Source organism: Sulfurimonas sp., from assembly GCF_023229025.1.
Classification (GTDB): Bacteria; Campylobacterota; Campylobacteria; order Campylobacterales; family Sulfurimonadaceae; genus Sulfurimonas.
The window spans coordinates 1-17,170 of record NZ_JALOAA010000020.1 but is presented as its reverse complement, the minus strand read 5'-3'; the positions used below and the strand labels follow the sequence as shown (position 1 = coordinate 17,170).

Sequence of the window (17,170 nt, the reverse complement as noted above, 5' to 3'; positions counted from 1 at the left end):
TTTAACACTTTAGTGCTATTTAATGCGCATATATGCTCATAAGCCAAGAGCAGTTTTTATTTAATAATTATATATTTTATTTATAATAAGCTGAGTTGATACTACAGAGTTGAACTCATTTTTTACAACCCTGTAACTACATGTTAACTTTTTTTCACTAGGCATAAGGAGAGCTTTTTTAAACTGTATTAGTTCTATACTTTTTCTATCATGTGCAGACTGTTTAATTGTTATTTTTGTGTGAGACTTCTCTTTGCCAAAATATTTTATATCTACTATTTGAGCATCTTTTATTAAAAAAAGAGGGCGGGAGTTTGCTTCACCGTATGGCTCAAAACTCTCAAGCAGTTCAAGTAGTTCAAAGTCTATCTCTTGGCTTGGAAGTATGCCTATGATACCATCTAAGGGCAAGAAGTCTGAAGGGTTGAGTTTTGAAGCACTTCTATTGAGGGCATTTTTAAAAGAGTCTATCTTGCTCTCTTGCAGACCAAGACCCGCAGCCATCTTATGTCCACCAAATTTGCTTAAAAAATCACTGTTTTGTTTTATAAGCTCATATATGTCTACATTTCCTATGCTTCTAGCGCTCCCTTTTGCAACTCCATCGTTTATGCTTAGAACAATTGCCGGTTTTTGAAAATGTTCTACTAGTCTTGAAGCGACAATTCCAACAACACCTTCATGCCACCCATCTTTGGCAACAACGATGACGTTATCATCTTTAGCTAGCTTTAATGCTTCGTTTGTTGTTTGAGCCTCAGTCTCGCGCCTCTGTTCGTTAAGTGCATTTAGCTTTTCAAACTGCGAGTAAGCTTCACTAATAGATGTGGCTGTTAGAAATTTTAGTGCAATATCGGCATCTTCGAGTCTTCCTGCAGAGTTTATTCGCGGCGCTATGGCAAAAGCTATATCTTCTGATGTTATGGCACTTTTGTTTAAAAAATCTCTTATTATAATAGAAGAGGGTCTTTGAGAACTCATTAAAACTTTTAGCCCCTCTTTTACGAGAGCTCTGTTTATGTCGGTAAGCGGCATTATGTCGGCAATTATGGCAATAGACAAAATATCTAAAAACCCCTTCATATCAATAGAGAGGTTTAGTTCTCTTTTAATAAGCCCAAGAAGCAGCCAAGCGACTTGCGCTCCGCAAATCTCTTCAAACGGGTAGGTGCATTTTGAGAGTTTTGGGTTTACTATCGCGTAGGCTTCGGGAAGTATAGCTGAGGGAGTGTGGTGGTCTGTTATTATAAGTTCAATGCCTCTGGCCTTGCAAAGCCGGGCAGCCTCTATCGCTGTAATACCGTTATCCACCGTAATGACAATGTCGGCATCTACCCTATTTAATACGTTTGGACTTATACCGTAACCGTCAACAAAACGATTAGGTATTATGCTCTCTAGCGGGTATGGAATCTGTCTGAAAAAATCAACCATAATGGCAGTTGAGCTTACCCCATCAACATCATAGTCTCCGACAAGAACTATCTTTTTTCTCTCTCTTATGGCATCAGCTATTTTTTTAGCGGCCTTTTTGCCGTCATGTAGAAGCTCTGGGTTTGGAATCTCAGAGAGTCTCTTCTCCTGATTGTCAAATCTTTTAGAGAGAATCCCAAAAAGAGCCGATTTGCTCAAAATAGGAATATCGTCAAAAATATGCATATTTAAGTGTATATTACTTCTGTTGTGAAATATTTAAAGTTGCTTCAACAAATGCAAGAATTGAAGGGTTTGGAGTCTGAAGTCTTGAGGTAAACTCAGGATGAAACTGAACACCTAAAAACCATGGATGATCTTTTATCTCTACAGCTTCTATCAGCCCGTTAGATTCGCCTGTGATAATCATGCCGGCATCCTCAAGCTCTTTGCGATAGGTCGGGTTTGCTTCATATCTGTGGCGGTGTCTCTCATTAATCGTTTTTGCTCCGTAGTAAGCTTTGCGAAGGATAGAGCCCTCTTTTGTATCACACGGATACTCTCCAAGTCTCATAGTTCCGCCCATTGGAGATTTATGCGTTCTAAGTTGTGTGTTTCCGCTTTGATCCATAAAGTTATCTATGAGATAAATCATAGGGTATGGAGTATTCTCATCAAACTCTATGGAGTTTGCGTTCTCAAATCCAAGCACATTTCTTGCATACTCAACAAGAGTTAACTGCATACCAAGGCAGATGCCAAGATATGGAATTTCGTTTACACGTGCATACTCGATAGCTTTAATTTTACCCTCGATACCACGATTTCCAAATCCGCCTGCAACTAAAATAGAGTCACAATCCCCCAAAAGAGCCTCAGTGCCTCTGCTTTCAATCTCCTCACTATCAACCCAGTGGATATCTACGCGCGTATCTAGGTGCGCACCCGCATGTATAAGCGACTCTGTGAGAGATTTGTAAGACTCTTTTAGCTCAAGATACTTTCCAACAAATCCTAAAACTATGCGATTTTTAGGTTGAACTATTTTTTTTACAAGAGAGTCCCACTCCTCCATATCTGGATTAAGTTCGCCGAGCTCTAACTCTTTAGAGATAGGTTTTAAGATATTTTGTCTTAAAAATGAGATTGGAACATCATAGATTGAAGCTGCATCAAGTGCTTCTATAACGCTATCGGCAGAGACATCGCAGCTCATAGCCAACTTCTTTTTGAATGTTTTTGGCAGGGCGTTTTCGCTTCTTGCAATTATCATCTGCGGAGTTATACCGATACGGCGGAGCTCTTGTACCGAGTGCTGAGTAGGCTTACTTTTTAATTCACCGGCAGCTTTGATATATGGGATAAGAGTAACATGTATAAAAAACGTACCCTCAACTTCCTCATCATGTTTCATCTGACGAATTGCTTCCATAAAAGGAAGACCTTCGATATCTCCGACTGTTCCGCCAAGTTCAACTATGAGAATCTCATGACCTTCACCCGCCTCTTTTATACGCTTTACAATTTCGCCTACAATATGTGGGATAACCTGAATAGTCTGCCCAAGATAGCCACCCGCTCGTTCACGTTCGATAACAGCAGAGTAGACCTGACCGGTAGTAAAGTTGCTTGATTTGAGGTAGGAAGTATCTAAAAATCTCTCATAGTTTCCTATATCAAGATCTGTCTCAGCTCCATCTTTTGTAACAAAAACCTCGCCATGCTCAAGCGGACTCATAGTTCCAGGGTCAACATTTATATATGGATCTATTTTTAACATACCGACTTTTTTGCCTGCATGTTTTAGTAGCGTACCAATGCTAGCCGCCGTTATTCCTTTTCCAAGAGAACTTAAAACTCCGCCGGTAACAAAAATATATTTAGTCATAAAATAGCTCCAAAATGTTAAACATAGCCGCGATTATAGTATAGAATCTCTTAAATTTAAGTATATGATTTTAAAAAAATATTTAGCTCAAAGTTTTTTTTGTTATAATTACATAACTTCAAAAGGGTACTCTCTAACCCTCTTAATAGACTAAATTGAAAGATTTTTATGGATTCAGCACTCTTATATATCGTCATGGCTTTAGGTGTCTCAACTGTACTAAATCTATTTTTAAAACGCTTTGGTATATCTCAAATAATAGGCTATATTCTTACGGGTACTATAATGGTTTATGCACTTGATTTGAGATATATGGATGATTCGACAACGCTTGAGCATATAGGCGAGTTTGGTATAGTTTTTTTAATGTTTACCATAGGTCTTGAGATATCTTTGACAAAGATGAACAGCATGAGAAAGGAGATATTTTTAAATGGATTCATGCAGGTCGGTTTTACGGCTTTAACGGTTTATCTCATAAGCCACTATATATTCTCTTTAGAGTCAATCTCGGCGCTTATTCTCTCTCTTGCTTTTGCACTATCCTCTACCGCAGTAGTTCTTAGCTACCTAAAGAGTTCAAAAGAGATACACAACCCTTACGGTCAACGCGCAACCGGTATATTGATATTTCAAGATATCGCCGTGATACCGATACTTATACTTTTGGGATTTTTAACCAGCAAGAGCGATCACTCGGTAATTCTTATACTTAGAGATACATTTATAAGTGCCGTTTTTGTTATAGGGTTTATGTTTATTGTCGGCAAGAGAATAATGACTTGGCTTTTACACTTTTCAGCTTCAAGTGAAGTTGACGAGCTCTTTATGGGTTCAGTTCTTTTTATAGTCGTAAGTGCGGCACTTCTGGCTTCTTATATGGGCTTTACATACTCACTTGGAGCGTTTGTTGCGGGGATGATTATAGCGGAGACAAAGTATCACCATAAAGTAGAAGCGGATATTGCTCCTTTTAAAGATATTCTTCTTGGAACATTTTTTATTGTAGTGGGGATGAAGGTAGATATTTTGTTCTTCATTGACAATATCGGATTTATTATCGGTATCTTCTTGCTTGTTTTGATTTTAAAAACTGCTATTACCTACTTTGTTGTTCGCTTAACATCTTCACATGTCCTCTCTCTTAAAACCGCACTTGCTATCTCTCAAGTAGGAGAGTTCTCTTTTGTTATTTTTGCCGTTGCGAGCATGGGAGGCTTGCTAGAGAAAGAGCTTGAATCTCTTTTTGTTCTGATTGTTATATTTTCAATGATAGTAACTCCGTTTTTTATCTCAAAAATAAATATGTTTGTAAGCCATGTAAGCCGTCATCAATATCTGGGGCTTGATACCTCCACCTTTGTCTCTAGAAAAAATCATGTAATTGTTTGCGGTTATAGTATTATAGGTAAATTCGTTGCTAAAAACCTTGACGCTCTTGGTGCTTCTTATGTTATAATCGACAACAATCCAAAACATGTAAACGAGGCACTCTCTGCGGGGAAAGAGGCCTATCTTGGAGATATGTCGAAGCACTCACTCTTAGAAGCACTCAATGCTGATAGCTCTGCAGCAATAATTGTAACACTGGATAATGTCGAGAAAAAAAGAGCAATCTGCGAAGCAGTGTTAAAATATACAAAAGATATCAACCTAATTGTAAAAGTATCAACGCTTGAAGATAAAGAGAATCTGCAGGATTTGGAAATAACATCTATAGTTGATAGTAAAGTTGAGATAGGGCGTCTGCTTGTAGAGAGAATGCTTACATGCAAGATGAGGTACTAATAAGATGAAAAATGTGTATATTACAGACTTGGACCACACCTTTTTACGGACGGATTTAAGTGTAAGTGCATTTACAAAAGAGATATGGAATAGTTTTTCAGCCCAGTCGATAGTTAGCATTGCAACTGCTAGAACATACAAAAAGACCGCACAGTTTCTAAAAAATGTAGATATTAACGCACCCATGATACTCCTTGACGGTGCTTTAGTCGCGACAATAGATAAAAAAATAATAGATACAAAGTTTATAAACAAAGAGGTGGGTGACGCAGTTATACAGGAGGGTGCAAAATTTGGTATATACCCCTTTATACTATCTTTAGCAGATAGCAACCTAAGCGAGACATTCTCCTACTCCACTGTTTTAAATATGCATCAAAAAGAGGTGCTTAAAAATTACAAGAATGATGACCATCATAATCAGCAAAGAGATCTTCGTGCGATGAGAGATAATTTTAAAATCGTATATTTTGGCGAGGAGGAGTTGCTAAGGAGGGTCGCTACTCACATGAGAGAGATTTTTGGAGACTCATTAAAGTATATTTTAGCCCCGGAGGCTTATGTAGGCTGCTACTTTTTAACCCTCCTGCACAAAGATGCAGATAAATCACACGGCATACGAGCTATTAGTGAGGCTATGGACTTTGACCTTGAAAAACTGACTGTGTTTGGAGATAACCTTAACGATATAGGTATGTTTGAGTTAGCAGGAACTTCGGTTGCGGTTGCTAATGCGCAAGAGGGTGTGAAAAAAGCGGCAAAAATTGTTCTTGCTCACACAAATGATGAAGATGGTGTTGCAAACTATCTTGCAGGATTAAAAAATGCCTAAGAGGCTAATTATGACTCCTATGGTAATCATAGGGGTGCTCTTCTTTTTATTTGGCTTTGTTACATGGTTAAACGGCTCGCTCATTCCGTTTTTAAAGGCAATATGTGATCTTAACGAGTTCGAGGCTCTCTTTGTTACTTTTGTCTTTTATATAGCTTATACGGTTATGGCTCTGCCAATGTCTTATGTCATTGAGAAGACCGGCTATAAAAACGGCATGATCTTAGGTCTGGCAATAATGGCGGCAGGGAGTATTCTGTTTATTCCGGCTGCACATAGTGCTAGTTTTTTACTCTTTTTAGCAGCTCTTTTTATACTTGGGTCCGGTCTTACTATTTTACAGACTGCCTCAAACCCATATATAGTCTGCTTAGGACCTATAGAGAGTGCGGCTATGCGAATAAGCATTATGGGGCTTTTAAATAAAGGGGCGGGGGTTGTTGCTCCTATTCTCTTTACCGCTCTTATACTCTCAGACATAGGCTCTCTTGATGCTCTCTCGGCTGAGACAAAGGAGGAGCTCGCTTCAAAACTTATACTCCCATATATAGTTATGGCGCTTATACTAATATCTTTAATGGCTCTTGTTAAATTCTCTAAGCTTCCTGAGCTTGAGTTTGAGAAAGATGAAGTGAGGGAAAAAAAGAGTATCTTTGCTTCTCCACGGGTTGTTTTAGGAGCAATTGCGCTATTTTTTTATGTCGGTATAGAGGTAATAGCAGGCGATACCATCGGTCTTTACGGAGGGCATTTGGGTATGGCAAATGTTACTTCGCTTACCTCTTATGTAATGTCTTTTATGGTGCTTGGTTACGCACTGGGAGTCGCGCTTATACCAAAATATCTCTCACAAGAGCAGGCACTTCTCCTATCAGCACTCTTAGGAATACTATTTTTATTCGGTGTAGTGGCTTCATCTCAAAGTCATGGTATCTCTGAACTCTTATGGGGGTGGAGCGGTATTAGGACTCTTCCAAACACCGTGACCTTTGTAGCACTTTTAGGATTTGCAAACGCCCTTGTCTGGCCAAGCATCTGGCCTCTTGCACTAGAGGGTTTGGGAAAACAGACGGCACAAGGAAGCGCTCTTTTAATTATGGCAATTGCAGGGGGAGCAATACTTCCTCTTATATTCGGCAAGATATCTTATGTAAGCGGAGATATGCAGTCAACTTATCTTATGGGTGTAATCTGCTACCTTTTTATACTCTTATACGCTTTAAAGTGGCATAAAATAAAATCTTGGAAAGAGTTTTAATAACTTATAAAAAATTAAAGAGTACATTTTATTGTTTATAAAGATTTAAGTGAAAAAGAATAAAGTATAGTTGTTAAAATAACATTTGCAAATAAAATGTAATTTTAACAAATTCCTACAAGGAGCTTGTAATGAAAGTTTCACCAAGAAGAGATTTCTTTAGATATATGGCTATATTCGGACTTGCAACGTGGGGCGTTACACCACTGTTGGCAAAAGGAACAAAAGAGAAGACAATGTATCAAGATAGCCCAAAAGATGGTAAAACATGTGTAGAGTGCCTCCACTTTTTGCCAGAGACGAACGAGTGTAAAATAGTAGAGGGCTCTATCAGTCCGGAGGGCTGGTGTATACTATACTTTAAAGACCCAAGACTAAAGTAAGCAAAACAGAATCATTACATAGAGAATTTAGAACATTAAATTCACTTTGAGCTTAAGTAAGGTTTCATAGCGGCAGTCGTATGCTTTATAACATTTTGAACCGAAGAGGGATTTAACTCCTCTCCTATTGTGTGTAAAAATGAACTATAAAACTGCCAAGATATAGATATAGAGTCTACAAGAAAATCTATATCTTCTTCGCTATCAATTTTAAGCTCTTTATTTAGTATTAGGTTATTCATAACTTGTCTTATTCGCCTACGGTGTGCTATGTTGTCTTTTATGTAAAGATCTTCTAGTAGAGAGTCTCGTGCAAAAAGCGATAGTAGCTCCTTAAAGAAAAAACGGTATCTCCACTGTATCTGTACAAGCACCTTCTCATGCTCATGTAAAGCAGCAATGGTTTTTGGAAGTTCATCTATGGGAAGTGTCGCCTCTTTGCGCATTTTTATATATAGCAAACGAACTATCTCTTCACGATTTTTGTAATGATAGTGTAGATTACCGGGGCTTATCCCCATCGCTTTTGCTATATGATTTGTAGTAGAGGATTGAGTGCCCGCTTCATTAAAAAGTTCACAGGCTGCTTCTAAAATAGCTTCTTTTCTTGACATATTTGCTCCTTATATTTAAATTATAGTGTAATTACTCTACTAGGTCAATAAGATTCATATTTTTCAAACAGCCTTAAATAGCCTTTTAAATCACTACTTTAGAGATATCTAGCAATAAATTAGAGTAATTGCTCTTGACATTCTATTTTTATTAGCATATACTTTTAGAGTAATTACACTATTTTTTTAAAAGTGTAAATAAAAGAAGGAGATAAAAATGAAGTTACTTCAAAGTTTAACGCTTAGCGTGGTAGTAGGTTTAGGTTCTTTGCATGGGGCAAACTATAATGTTGATGTTAGTCATTCAGATATAGGCTTTAGTGTAAAGCATATGATGATTAGTAGTGTTAAAGGAAATTTTGAGAAGTTTAGCGGTACTTTTGAGATTGACGAAAAAACAAAGCAGTTCTCTGCGATAAACGGTACAGTAGAAGTTGCAAGCATAAACACTAAAGATGCCAAAAGAGATGCTCACCTTATAGATCCAGATTTTTTTGATGTGGAAAAATATCCAAAAATGAGCTTAAAACTTCTCAAACACAGTGGAGATAAGGCAACTTTTGAGCTTACTATAAAAGATGTTACAAAAGTAGTAACTCTTGATATTGATGATATTAGCGACACAATAAAAGATCCATGGGGAAATACGAGAATGGCGTTTGAGCTTGAGGGAGAGATAAACCGTAAAGATTTTAACATGAACTTTAACGAACTACTAGAGACCGGCGGTCTAATGGTTGGGGACAAAGTAAAGTTTGAAATCGTTATAGAGGGAATTCAAGCTAAGTAAATATAAGAGGGCACTGTTTATTTTAGTCCCAAATGAGCGTCATAGGCTAAACGTATTACGCCTATGGCGTAATTTGAGGAGTTGTTATAGCGCATAATCTTTTTTGCATACGCTCTTAGATATTGAAGCTCATCTTTGTTGCATGTAAAGCAGTCGTAGGTTTTATTAGACTTTTTACTCTTCTGATAAACTAACGAAGCATTATCATTTTCAAACTCATAGTCGTACCATTTTGACTCGATATCTACAATATCAGGCATTTTACTCCACTCTATCATCTCTGTAAAGTCAGCTTTTTTATGTAAAAATTTACCGGCAGAGACAATAGCATCTTCCATCTTTGTCAAATCAGCAATCTCTGTTTTGTAACCTTGGGCATAAACAAAACTGTTTGGCATAAATTGTGGAATTCCTACCGCTCCGGCGTAAGAGCTTGGCAGATTACACTCCTCAGGCGTTACCCCTTTTTTGTAGCAGTGGGTAATTATGGAAGCCATATTTGTTTTCCCCATGTTTAATAGCCACTTCTCTCTAGGCGAGTTTGGTTTTGTCCTAACTACTAAAGTGTTAAAAACAATAAACGCATCATGAGTTGGTTTTATCTTTCCGAGTTTTGTCTCTTTGATTAAGATAGCGGCAATTATCTCGCGGTTCACGCCAAATTTCTGCTCTGTATAATCATAAACTTCAGCATACTTTTTTAAATGCTCTACCATCTCCGGCACATATTTAACAAGGGTGTTATTTGCTTTTTTCTCATTTTTTTTATGAGTTTTAATATACTTTGGCTGTAGATATTTATAGCTTACTTCATCAAACTTCTGTGTTTTAAAGTATGAGAGCAAAAACTTGTTTGCATATTTATATGATACGCCATCTTTTACGACTTTGTTACATATGTCCGTATAATCTCTGTTTTGAAAGGTACAGTTGTCATATTTTGCAAAAAGCAGGGTAGAAAACAGAAGTGTAAAAATTATTTTAGACATCGAGAACTCTTTTTAGATTTTATTGGCTTTTAGTATAGCATTTTAACTAAAATATAATTTTAAGCAGCAGAAATATTTGTTATAATTTCAAAAAATATTATAATCAAACAGGGAGTATAAATGGAAGTGGATAAGGCGTGTGATAACAAAATATGTATGAAGAGCGATGAGTGCGCTCGTTACCAATCGTTTGTAGATGGAAACAGAGACTACAAAACTTTTAACGGTACTGAGACAAAAGGGTGCGGTCAGTTTATACAGAAGTAGAGTTTACCTCATTTAATCTTTGCGGCGTGCCTATGTCATGCCATCTACCATCATAGAACAAACCACTTACTTTGCCGTTGTTTGCAGCTTCTCTAAGTAGAGGCGCAAGAGGTGCTTTTTTGTTTTTTGTTTCCTCAAATAGTTTGGCAGAGTAGTATCCAATTCCGGAAAATGTATATCTTCCTTTTGTGTCGTTACTAACTCTGTTTTTACGAAGTGCAAAATCTCCGCTTTGGTTATGTTTTGGATTTGGAACTAAAATCAGATGAGCCAAGTCACCCCTTAAGTCAAAGTTTGTTTCAAACTCATAGTCGCACCATATATCGCCGTTTACTACTAGGAAAGTTTCGTTCTGGATAAGAGGGAGAGCATTGGCAATGCCGCCAGCGCTCTCAAGAGCTCCGGTTTGTCTCTCATCAGAGTAAATCAGATTAACCCCCCACTGTGAACCATCACCCAAACTCTTCTCTATCATGTCACCGAGATACTCTATGTTTATAATTATCTCGCTAAATCCAAGATATGCCAGTCTCTCTATATGCCAAACAATAAGGCTCTTGCCATGAACTTTTAGAAGCGGTTTTGGAATTTTATCCGTAAGAGGACGCATTCTCTCCCCGCGTCCTGCTGCTAAAATCATCGCTTTCATTTTATACTGCTTAGAAATTTTGCAAATTTGTGTGTTTCGTTATATCTACTTGCCGTATCAATAACGTATTTTAGAGTAAGTGGTATATCTTTTAAGTAGCCATTTTTTTTATCACGAATATAAAGACGTGAGAATACACCAAGTATTTTTATATGTCTTTGAAGCCCCATAAAATCAAACCATTTTATAAATGTATCATTATCTACTTTCAATCCTTTTTTATCACGAAACTCTAGAGCCAACTCTTTTATGCTTCTTCTGTCATAGGCGACGTAACAATCTTTTAGTAGCGATACCAAATCATATGTTATTGCACCGCTCATGGCATCTTGATAATCAATAAGAGCGATTTTTTTCTCCTCTTTTAGCATAATGTTTCTTGAGTGAAAATCACGATGAACAAATGTGTCTTGAGGCTGCTCTAAAACAGTATCCGAGATGGCTTCAAGGGTGCTGGCAATAAGCTCCTTTTGTTTTTGTTCAAGCTCTATTTGGAGGTACTTCTCTAGATACCACTCCTGCATTAGATTCATCTCAAGATGTAAAAAATCTTTGTCGTAAAGGGGAAGATTGCTCGTATCGGCTTTTTGCATCTTTAATATAGTATTTATAGCTTTTGTGTAGTACGCTTTAAAGTTGTTTTGGTTTAATATATCTAGGTAGTGAGAAGTCCCAAAATCCTCTAGTATCAAATAACCATCATCTATATTTTGTTCAAAAATTTCAGGTACGCTTACATCCACATTTTGAAGCTTTGAAGTAACATTTATAAATAAGACAAGCGACTCCTTCTCAAGGGAAGAGTCCATTAAAAGAGCTGTTTTATTGCCATCTCTTAATCTGAAATACTTTCTAAAACTAGCATCTGCCAACTCGGATTCGACAATATAATTTTTAAAAGCCGTTGTCTCTAGCCATCTCTTAGTTTTACTCATAAATAGCACCCAATATAGAATCTTTTGACGCTCCGGTAACGGAAGATAGTTTAACACATTTTTTGTTCACTCTCTCATGTGCTAGCCATGCAAAAGCCATAGCCTCCATAAACTCACTGCTTGCTCCGTACTTATCACTTGATGAAACCTCTATATCTTTTAGTTCTTCTTGGAGTCTATGCATAAGATAGCCGTTTTTAACGCCGCCGCCACAGACTATAAGCAGAGATATCTCGTTTTTCTTGATCTCTTTTACAATGCTTGAGACAGTTAGTTCTAAAAGTGTTGCCTGTACATCTCTTTTTTTTATATAGCTATTGGCACCTTTTTTTTGTATAAAAACCTCAAGCTCTCTCTTAATCCATGCTCCATTAAAAAGCTCACGTCCCGTACTCTTTGGAGCTTTTTTTGAGAAGTATGGTTCACTAAGCATCTGCTTTAGTAGTTCTTTATTTGGAGTTCCTGATTTTGCCCATTTTCCATCCTCATCAAAGGTTGTGCTATTGTGAAGCCAAACCCAGTAATCCATAAGAACATTTCCGCATCCGGTATCATACCCTATGGGTTTCTCTCCCAAAATAGTTAAATTTGCCATTCCACCTATATTTAAAACAGCAACGTTAGCCTTTAATCTTGAGAAAAGATATTGATGAAAAGCAGGTGTAAAAGGAGCGCCCTGACCGCCAAGTGCTATATCTTTTCGCCTAAAATCACTAACAACACTAACACCGGTTTGTGCTGTTATAACATTGGGATTGCCAAGCTGCATGGAGAAAGGATAGTTGCTATTAGGATTATGCCAGAGTGTTTGCCCATGCAGACCGATAGCCGTTATCTGCTTTTTATCTATCTTTTTCTCAGATATAAACCGCTCTAGGGCATCAGCGTACATTTTACCCAAGCGAGTATCGAGTTCGCCAAGTTTACTAAGAGTTGTCGAAGTATTTATGGCTTTTAGAACCTCTTTTTTTATCTCTTTATCAAATGGATATGCACCCGAGTGTAGAAGCTCAAAACTCTCTTGTTTGATTTGGCAGTAGGCAATATCAATGCCATCAAGACTTGTTCCGGACATTACACCGATATAAAATTCACTCACTCTTTTCTCCTCCGAGTTGAACGATTATAAATGCAACGGCAGTGCCGATAACTATCTGCCAAGAAAAACCAAGATCTACTCCAAAACTGTAGGGCTGTAGTGCCAAAACTGTTAAAAATCCGCCTATGAGACCCCAAAAAACACTCCTTTGGTTCCCACGTGATGTAAATATTGCCGAGAAGTATACACCCAAAAGACCGGTATATGCAAATGCCATAACACCAAGTGCAAAACTGATAAGGGAGAGGTCGCTGTATCGTTGCCAAAAATAGCTAATCATAGCCATTAGAGATAAAACAACCGCAAAAAATAGCACCGCAGCTCTTGATGCTTTTACAAAATGATACTCATCAACTTGGCTACGCTTTAGCTTCCATGGTCTATATAAATCTTCAACTGCGACCGATGCCATAGCGCCAAGTACCGAGTTTGCACTCGAGAGTGCTGCAGCAATAGCTCCAACGGTAACCAAGCCTCTTAAGCCTTCGGGCATCTCATTTAAAATATAGTACATAAAAATCGTGATTTTTTCACCATCAAAACTCTGCTCGATACTGCTTTGCATATAAAAAAGATACAAAAGTGCTCCGATTGTCAAAAAGAGAAGCACAACGGGGATGGTAAGAAGAATTGAGATTATAAGTGATTTGGCAGCCTCATTTTTGTTTTTACATGCTAGAACTCTTTGCGTCATATCCTGATCAAGTCCAAAAGCTGCAATATTTAAAAGAAGCCAGCCGCTAAGAAGAGCAATAAGACTGAATTTACCATCAATTGATGTATCTATAAAGGTTAGTTTGTTTTGTTCGCTAAGAGTCTTTAGAATCTCAATATTATCTAAAGAGTAGTAGAGATATATAAGCACGGCAATACCTGCTCCAATATAAGTTACGGCTTGAATAACATCGCTTAAGATAATGGAGCGTACACCGCCAAAATATGTGTATGCAAGAGCGCCTATCATTAAAATCAAAATAGATAGCGCTACATGAACAAATGTTATATCGCTAAAGAGTATCATAGATATAGCCAGTGCGCCGATATAAAGCCTTGCTCCGCTTGCTAGGATTCGCCCAATAAGGAACATAACTCCTGCTTGTTTTTTTGCACTCTCTCCATATCTTGCTTCTAGTAGTTCATAAACGGTAACCGCACTCATCTCATAATATTTGGGGATTAAAACGTATGCCACAAAAAGTATAGCTAAAAGTGCAGATAGATAAAATCCTATAAAAGTAAAATCATACAGGTAGGAGTATTCAGGGGCGCCTAAAAAGGTAGCGGCAGATTGTGAAGTGGCCAAAACAGATATGGCAACGGCAAACATTGGCATTTTGTTTTGTGATAAAAAGTAGTCTCGTGAAGAGTTTATTTTTGTACGACTTAAAATAGTAGATGTAGCCGCAAGCAGGATAAAGTAGGAGACAAACACAAGCCAGTCTAGAGTTGAGAAGGCGCTTTGCATTATTCTATTTTTGTATTAGTGAACAACTGTTCTACTCTTTCGTTTGATTCTAAAATCCTACTAAGCGGGATTGCTCCGTTTTTTATCTGAATTAGAATCGTCTCTACAAGCTCATCTATATCTTGATATGAGAGTTGATTGCCAAAGAGCAGCATATCAACTCCTGCGTTTATGCTTAATGTTACAATCTGCTCAAGAGTATAATGCTTGGCAATTGCCCCCATCTGCAAATCATCGCTTACCACTACGCCATTAAAGCCCAACTTCTCTCGCAATAACTCTGTGTTTATTTTGTATGAGAGTGTTGCAGGGTATAGCTCATCAAGATTTTCATTGAAGACATGCGCTGTCATTATCATGTGAGCGTCGCCCGATTTTATAAGCTCTTTGTATGGCTCTAGTTCAACTTCGCTCCATGTTTTGCTAATATCAACAAATCCGTTATGCGAATCTCCAAGTGATGAGCCATGACCGGGGAAGTGCTTTATAACACCGATAATATTCTCTTTTTGTAGTGAATCAAGAGCTATCTTGGCATACTTTATAACCTCTTTTGGCTCGCTGGAGTATGAGCGTTTTAACCCGACAATAACTCTATTTTTAGGATTTATTGCCAAATCCACTACCGGAGCAAAGTTGCAGTTTATGCCACCGTCTTTTAATGTTTTTGCTAAAGCGTTATATATATGTCTGGCCATATACTCATCCATCTCCGCTACGACATGGGCTGATGGCGTTGTCTCAAATCCATAAGCGGGCTTTAGTCTTGCAACTTTTCCGCCCTCCTGATCAACTGAGATAAGAAGCGGTTTTTTTGAAAATGATTTTAGTGATGAGGTAAGAGTTTCTAGTTGTTTAGGGGAGCTGATATTTTTTGTTTTGTCTCTATTGCTGTAGTGGCGGTCAAATAGAATTACACCGCCTAGATGATAATTTTGCATATGTTTTACAATTTTACTATCTTTTGTTACGCTCTCATCATCAAAACCGACGATAAGCATTCTGCCTATCATCTTTTTAAGCAGCTCATCTTGAGGCATCTCAGAAGCATATGCATTTTGAAAAAAGAGCATCAATGTAAAAAAAAGAGTGGCTAGTTTCAAAAACAACACCTTCTTAAGTAAGCTCTTTTTGGATTTTAGTTTCCTCTTGAGCCGGGTTTTATAGCTTCGCTTCCCTCTTTGCACATCGGGCATTCATCTGGAGAGTACATCTCAAATGTAAAATCCTCTAGCGCAAAAAATGGAATATCTTGTGGAAGTTTGCAGTTTGGCTTTGTGGTTACATTACTGTTTTGTCGTTTGCAAAAGCCGCGGTTGGCAAGTGCTGCAACACCGACTATCTTTCCGCCAAGAGACTCAACAACCGCGGCTGCTTCCATGGCAGAACCGCCCGTTGTTATAATATCTTCGCACATTAAAACTCTTTCGCCTTTGCTAACTTCAAAACCGCGGCGTATACTCATCTCTCCATCAACTCTCTCGGCAAAGATATAGCGAACATCAAGTGCCTGAGCCAAAGCAAAACCTGCAATAAGCCCGCCAATGGCAGGAGCACAAACCGTATCAATCTTTAAACCGCTGTTTTTAATCTGAGCAGCTAGTTCATAGGCTAAGAGTTTTGCAGTTTTTGGATCTTCTAAGACTTTTGCAGATTGTAGATAAAATTGTGAATGATTACCGCTGCTTAGTCTGAAATGCCCATCTAAAAGAGCATCTGAATCCATATATATTTTTTTAATATCCATATTAGGTTATACCTTTAGTATCTCTGCTTCTTTTGCTTTTAGTATAGTGTCGATTTCAGCAGTAAATTTATCTGTTAGTTTTTGTATATTATCTTGAGCGGATTTTGATTCATCAATAGTTATCTCTTTGTCTTTCTCAAGCTTTTTGATTTTGTCGTTTGCATGTTTTCTATCATTTCTTATAGCAACTTTTGCAGTCTCGCCCATGCTCTTCATCTGTTTTACAGACTCCTGTCTTTGCTCAACAGTCATAGCCGGAAAAAAGAGTTTGATTTGGTCACCGTCATTGTTAGGATTCGCCCCAACGTTTGCTTTTGATATAGCACTCTCAATATCTGAGAGAAGGTTTTTTTCCCATGGGTTTACAACTATTGTTGTTGCATCTACTGCTAACACAGAACCCACCTGATCAAGCGAAGTCATAGTTCCATAGTAATCAATTTTTACATTATCCAAAACAGAAGTAGTTACCTTGCCCGTTCTAAGGGTCTTAAAATCTTTTAGCATGTGATTTATGCCTGCTTGCATCTCTAGTTCACATTTGCTGAATATTTCATTTAACATCTAGTTTCCTTATATATCAAAAATAGTGCCGTTATTGTAGCGAGAAATGTTTAAAAAAAAGATTTTAAAAAGCTATAGCTGCAAAAAAATGCAACTATTCTGCAGGGGTAGTTTCACTCTGTGGCTCTACTGTTTTTGCAGTAGAAGGCGCTCTGACATCTGTAGATTCAATCAAATTATCTACTACGGATTCTGATGAAGCTACTGAGTACATGTAACCTAAAGTAATTGTATTTACAACAAATAAAAAGCCTATTGCAAAAGTTGTTTTTGCTAAAAAACTGCTAGGACCTTTTGCACCAAAAACAGAATCATTAGAGCCGCTGTATGCTCCAAGACCGATGCTTGAACTTTTTTGTAGAAGTACTGCTATTATAAGCACTATAACTAAAATTATTTGAACAATAAGTAGAAAACTAGTTGTCATTATATATATCCTGAGTTTTAAAAGTGGCGAATTATACCCAAAAAAACTAATTGTTGCAAAAT

General features: G+C 37.6%; 18 protein-coding genes. 6 read left to right on the top strand and 12 right to left on the bottom strand.

All coding sequences use genetic code 11. The features are described from left to right. Nucleotides 1-60: 60 nt before the first annotated feature. Together recJ and M0Q20_RS06465 are read right to left on the bottom strand one after the other, a co-directional pair. Nucleotides 61-1,659 (bottom strand): single-stranded-DNA-specific exonuclease RecJ, encoded by a 1,599-nt coding sequence (gene recJ / locus M0Q20_RS06470; protein ID WP_295059519.1) that lies wholly within the window; start codon nucleotides 1,657-1,659, stop codon nucleotides 61-63. A gap of 13 nt (nucleotides 1,660-1,672) precedes the next feature. Further along, complete coding sequence (locus tag M0Q20_RS06465) at nucleotides 1,673-3,301, bottom strand: CTP synthase (protein WP_295059516.1); 1,629 nt, start codon at nucleotides 3,299-3,301, stop codon at nucleotides 1,673-1,675. Between the two features lie 168 nt (nucleotides 3,302-3,469). Here M0Q20_RS06465 and M0Q20_RS06460 point away from each other — a divergent pair, with 168 nt between their 5' ends. From M0Q20_RS06460 to M0Q20_RS06445, 4 genes are all read left to right on the top strand, one after another. Next, entirely contained in the window at nucleotides 3,470-5,089 is a 1,620-nt protein-coding gene (locus M0Q20_RS06460) for a cation:proton antiporter (protein ID WP_295059513.1), read from the top strand. A gap of 4 nt (nucleotides 5,090-5,093) precedes the next feature. Beyond that, entirely contained in the window at nucleotides 5,094-5,921 is an 828-nt protein-coding gene (locus tag M0Q20_RS06455) for an HAD-IIB family hydrolase (protein WP_295059510.1), read from the top strand. Continuing rightward, nucleotides 5,914-7,179, top strand: a complete 1,266-nt coding sequence (locus M0Q20_RS06450; protein ID WP_295059508.1) for a sugar MFS transporter — start codon at nucleotides 5,914-5,916, stop codon at nucleotides 7,177-7,179. The genes M0Q20_RS06455 and M0Q20_RS06450 overlap by 8 nt, the downstream gene beginning before the upstream one ends. Before the next feature lie 131 nt (nucleotides 7,180-7,310). Continuing rightward, entirely contained in the window at nucleotides 7,311-7,562 is a 252-nt protein-coding gene (locus M0Q20_RS06445; protein ID WP_295059505.1) for an iron oxidase oxidoreductase, read from the top strand. 41 nt (nucleotides 7,563-7,603) lie between these two features. On the opposite strand, the gene M0Q20_RS06440 is transcribed toward M0Q20_RS06445, so the two are convergent. Continuing rightward, entirely contained in the window at nucleotides 7,604-8,176 is a 573-nt protein-coding gene (locus M0Q20_RS06440) for a TetR/AcrR family transcriptional regulator (protein ID WP_295059502.1), read from the bottom strand. Nucleotides 8,177-8,393: 217 nt separating this feature from the next. Here M0Q20_RS06440 and M0Q20_RS06435 point away from each other — a divergent pair, with 217 nt between their 5' ends. After that, entirely contained in the window at nucleotides 8,394-8,966 is a 573-nt protein-coding gene (locus M0Q20_RS06435; protein ID WP_295059499.1) for a YceI family protein, read from the top strand. 17 nt (nucleotides 8,967-8,983) lie between these two features. Here the strand turns inward: M0Q20_RS06435 and M0Q20_RS06430 are convergent, their stop codons facing one another. Next, complete coding sequence (locus tag M0Q20_RS06430; RefSeq protein ID WP_295059497.1) at nucleotides 8,984-9,955, bottom strand: lytic murein transglycosylase; 972 nt, start codon at nucleotides 9,953-9,955, stop codon at nucleotides 8,984-8,986. 120 nt (nucleotides 9,956-10,075) lie between these two features. Here M0Q20_RS06430 and M0Q20_RS06425 point away from each other — a divergent pair, with 120 nt between their 5' ends. Further along, nucleotides 10,076-10,222, top strand: coding sequence for a hypothetical protein (locus M0Q20_RS06425; RefSeq protein WP_295059494.1), 147 nt, complete (start codon nucleotides 10,076-10,078; stop codon nucleotides 10,220-10,222). On the opposite strand, the gene murU is transcribed toward M0Q20_RS06425, so the two are convergent. The 8 genes from murU to secG all read right to left on the bottom strand — a co-directional run bounded on the left by murU (nucleotide 10,209) and on the right by secG (nucleotide 17,108). Beyond that, a complete protein-coding gene (gene murU, locus M0Q20_RS06420) occupies nucleotides 10,209-10,871 on the bottom strand; it encodes an N-acetylmuramate alpha-1-phosphate uridylyltransferase MurU (RefSeq protein ID WP_295059491.1) in 663 nt (220 codons plus the stop codon). The two genes, M0Q20_RS06425 and murU, sit on opposite strands and share 14 nt — an antisense overlap. Next, a complete protein-coding gene (locus M0Q20_RS06415; RefSeq protein ID WP_295059489.1) occupies nucleotides 10,868-11,806 on the bottom strand; it encodes a phosphotransferase in 939 nt (312 codons plus the stop codon). Before M0Q20_RS06415 ends, murU begins: the two co-directional genes overlap by 4 nt. After that, nucleotides 11,799-12,905, bottom strand: a complete 1,107-nt coding sequence (locus M0Q20_RS06410) for an anhydro-N-acetylmuramic acid kinase (protein WP_295059486.1) — start codon at nucleotides 12,903-12,905, stop codon at nucleotides 11,799-11,801. The genes M0Q20_RS06415 and M0Q20_RS06410 overlap by 8 nt, the downstream gene beginning before the upstream one ends. Beyond that, nucleotides 12,898-14,370, bottom strand: coding sequence for a sodium:solute symporter (locus tag M0Q20_RS06405; protein ID WP_295059483.1), 1,473 nt, complete (start codon nucleotides 14,368-14,370; stop codon nucleotides 12,898-12,900). Before M0Q20_RS06405 ends, M0Q20_RS06410 begins: the two co-directional genes overlap by 8 nt. Further along, on the bottom strand, nucleotides 14,370-15,482 hold the full coding sequence (locus tag M0Q20_RS06400; protein WP_295059480.1) for a glycoside hydrolase family 3 N-terminal domain-containing protein: 1,113 nt from the start codon (nucleotides 15,480-15,482) through the stop codon (nucleotides 14,370-14,372). The genes M0Q20_RS06405 and M0Q20_RS06400 overlap by 1 nt, the downstream gene beginning before the upstream one ends. A gap of 26 nt (nucleotides 15,483-15,508) precedes the next feature. Beyond that, a complete protein-coding gene (gene pyrE, locus M0Q20_RS06395; protein WP_295059477.1) occupies nucleotides 15,509-16,117 on the bottom strand; it encodes an orotate phosphoribosyltransferase in 609 nt (202 codons plus the stop codon). A gap of 6 nt (nucleotides 16,118-16,123) precedes the next feature. Next, nucleotides 16,124-16,681, bottom strand: a complete 558-nt coding sequence (frr, locus tag M0Q20_RS06390; RefSeq protein WP_295059475.1) for a ribosome recycling factor — start codon at nucleotides 16,679-16,681, stop codon at nucleotides 16,124-16,126. Nucleotides 16,682-16,775: 94 nt separating this feature from the next. Continuing rightward, nucleotides 16,776-17,108, bottom strand: a complete 333-nt coding sequence (secG, locus tag M0Q20_RS06385) for a preprotein translocase subunit SecG (protein WP_295059473.1) — start codon at nucleotides 17,106-17,108, stop codon at nucleotides 16,776-16,778. Nucleotides 17,109-17,170 lie beyond the last annotated feature (62 nt).

Excerpts from the sequence above, each read along its gene's own strand:
- murU (WP_295059491.1), bottom strand. The coding sequence starts at position 10,871 with ATGAAAGCGATGATTTTAGCAGCAGGACGCGGGGAGAGAATGCGTCCT.
- M0Q20_RS06460 (WP_295059513.1), top strand. The coding sequence starts at position 3,470 with ATGGATTCAGCACTCTTATATATCGTCATGGCTTTAGGTGTCTCAACT.
- M0Q20_RS06405 (WP_295059483.1), bottom strand. The coding sequence starts at position 14,370 with ATGCAAAGCGCCTTCTCAACTCTAGACTGGCTTGTGTTTGTCTCCTAC.
- M0Q20_RS06430 (WP_295059497.1), bottom strand. The coding sequence starts at position 9,955 with ATGTCTAAAATAATTTTTACACTTCTGTTTTCTACCCTGCTTTTTGCA.
- M0Q20_RS06435 (WP_295059499.1), top strand. The coding sequence starts at position 8,394 with ATGAAGTTACTTCAAAGTTTAACGCTTAGCGTGGTAGTAGGTTTAGGT.
- M0Q20_RS06445 (WP_295059505.1), top strand. The coding sequence starts at position 7,311 with ATGAAAGTTTCACCAAGAAGAGATTTCTTTAGATATATGGCTATATTC.
- frr (WP_295059475.1), bottom strand. The coding sequence starts at position 16,681 with ATGTTAAATGAAATATTCAGCAAATGTGAACTAGAGATGCAAGCAGGC.
- M0Q20_RS06450 (WP_295059508.1), top strand. The coding sequence starts at position 5,914 with ATGCCTAAGAGGCTAATTATGACTCCTATGGTAATCATAGGGGTGCTC.
- M0Q20_RS06425 (WP_295059494.1), top strand. The coding sequence starts at position 10,076 with ATGGAAGTGGATAAGGCGTGTGATAACAAAATATGTATGAAGAGCGAT.
- M0Q20_RS06415 (WP_295059489.1), bottom strand. The coding sequence starts at position 11,806 with ATGAGTAAAACTAAGAGATGGCTAGAGACAACGGCTTTTAAAAATTAT.
- M0Q20_RS06440 (WP_295059502.1), bottom strand. The coding sequence starts at position 8,176 with ATGTCAAGAAAAGAAGCTATTTTAGAAGCAGCCTGTGAACTTTTTAAT.
- M0Q20_RS06455 (WP_295059510.1), top strand. The coding sequence starts at position 5,094 with ATGAAAAATGTGTATATTACAGACTTGGACCACACCTTTTTACGGACG.
- pyrE (WP_295059477.1), bottom strand. The coding sequence starts at position 16,117 with ATGGATATTAAAAAAATATATATGGATTCAGATGCTCTTTTAGATGGG.
- M0Q20_RS06465 (WP_295059516.1), bottom strand. The coding sequence starts at position 3,301 with ATGACTAAATATATTTTTGTTACCGGCGGAGTTTTAAGTTCTCTTGGA.
- recJ (WP_295059519.1), bottom strand. The coding sequence starts at position 1,659 with ATGCATATTTTTGACGATATTCCTATTTTGAGCAAATCGGCTCTTTTT.
- secG (WP_295059473.1), bottom strand. The coding sequence starts at position 17,108 with ATGACAACTAGTTTTCTACTTATTGTTCAAATAATTTTAGTTATAGTG.